This is a genomic window from Vibrio sp. 2130-1 (assembly GCF_033339515.1).
Genome location: NZ_JAWOUT010000393.1, coordinates 1 through 637 on the forward strand (window position 1 = coordinate 1; position 637 = coordinate 637).

At 45.2% G+C, this 637-nt stretch carries 1 protein-coding gene; it reads right to left on the reverse strand.

The features are described 5' to 3' along the window. Positions 1-145: 145 nt before the first annotated feature. Positions 146-628, reverse strand: a complete 483-nt coding sequence (gene pncC / locus R7Q09_RS26435) for a nicotinamide-nucleotide amidase (RefSeq protein WP_021450025.1) — start codon at positions 626-628, stop codon at positions 146-148. Positions 629-637: the final 9 nt, after the last annotated feature.

Sequence of the window (637 nt, forward strand, 5' to 3'; positions counted from 1 at the left end):
TAAGCAGAAGTTCTGCTCAGCAATGAAAGTTATTATACTGTTGATTCATACAGTGTCCATACCTGTATGAAAAAAATTTGGCTCACAATATCGTGCAGTTTTCTCTAGCCCTTGTTTTCTCTGGGCTTACGCAGATCCAAAAAATCTAGATTAAGTGTTGGTGCAATTGACTCAATGCATGAATCACCGCTTGTTCGCGAACTTCTGCTCGATTTCCAGAAAAATGCATGGTTTCTACTAACTGCCACCCCTGATTATCTGCAAAGGCAAAACACACCGTTCCAACCGGCTTTTCCTCACTGCCACCACCAGGACCAGCGATGCCACTGATAGACACCCCTATTGTTGCATTGGAATGTTTTAATGCCCCCTGCACCATTTCGATTACAACCGGCTCACTCACTGCGCCATACGCTTCGAGTGTTTGAAACTGCACTCCAAGCATCTCCATTTTGGCCTCATTACTGTACGTAACAAAAGCGCGGTCAAGCCAACCGGAGCTACCTGCAATATCAGTAATTGCGGCTGCAACGCCACCGCCAGTACAGGACTCTGCTGTAGTCAGAACATGCCCATGTCGCGCAAGTAACACACCTAAATCAGCACTTAATTTTGTTGTTTTTTCCATAGCCAAAAT

Coding starts and splice junctions, on each gene's coding strand:
- pncC (WP_021450025.1), bottom strand. CDS start 628: ATGGAAAAAACAACAAAATTAAGTGCTGATTTAGGTGTGTTACTTGCG.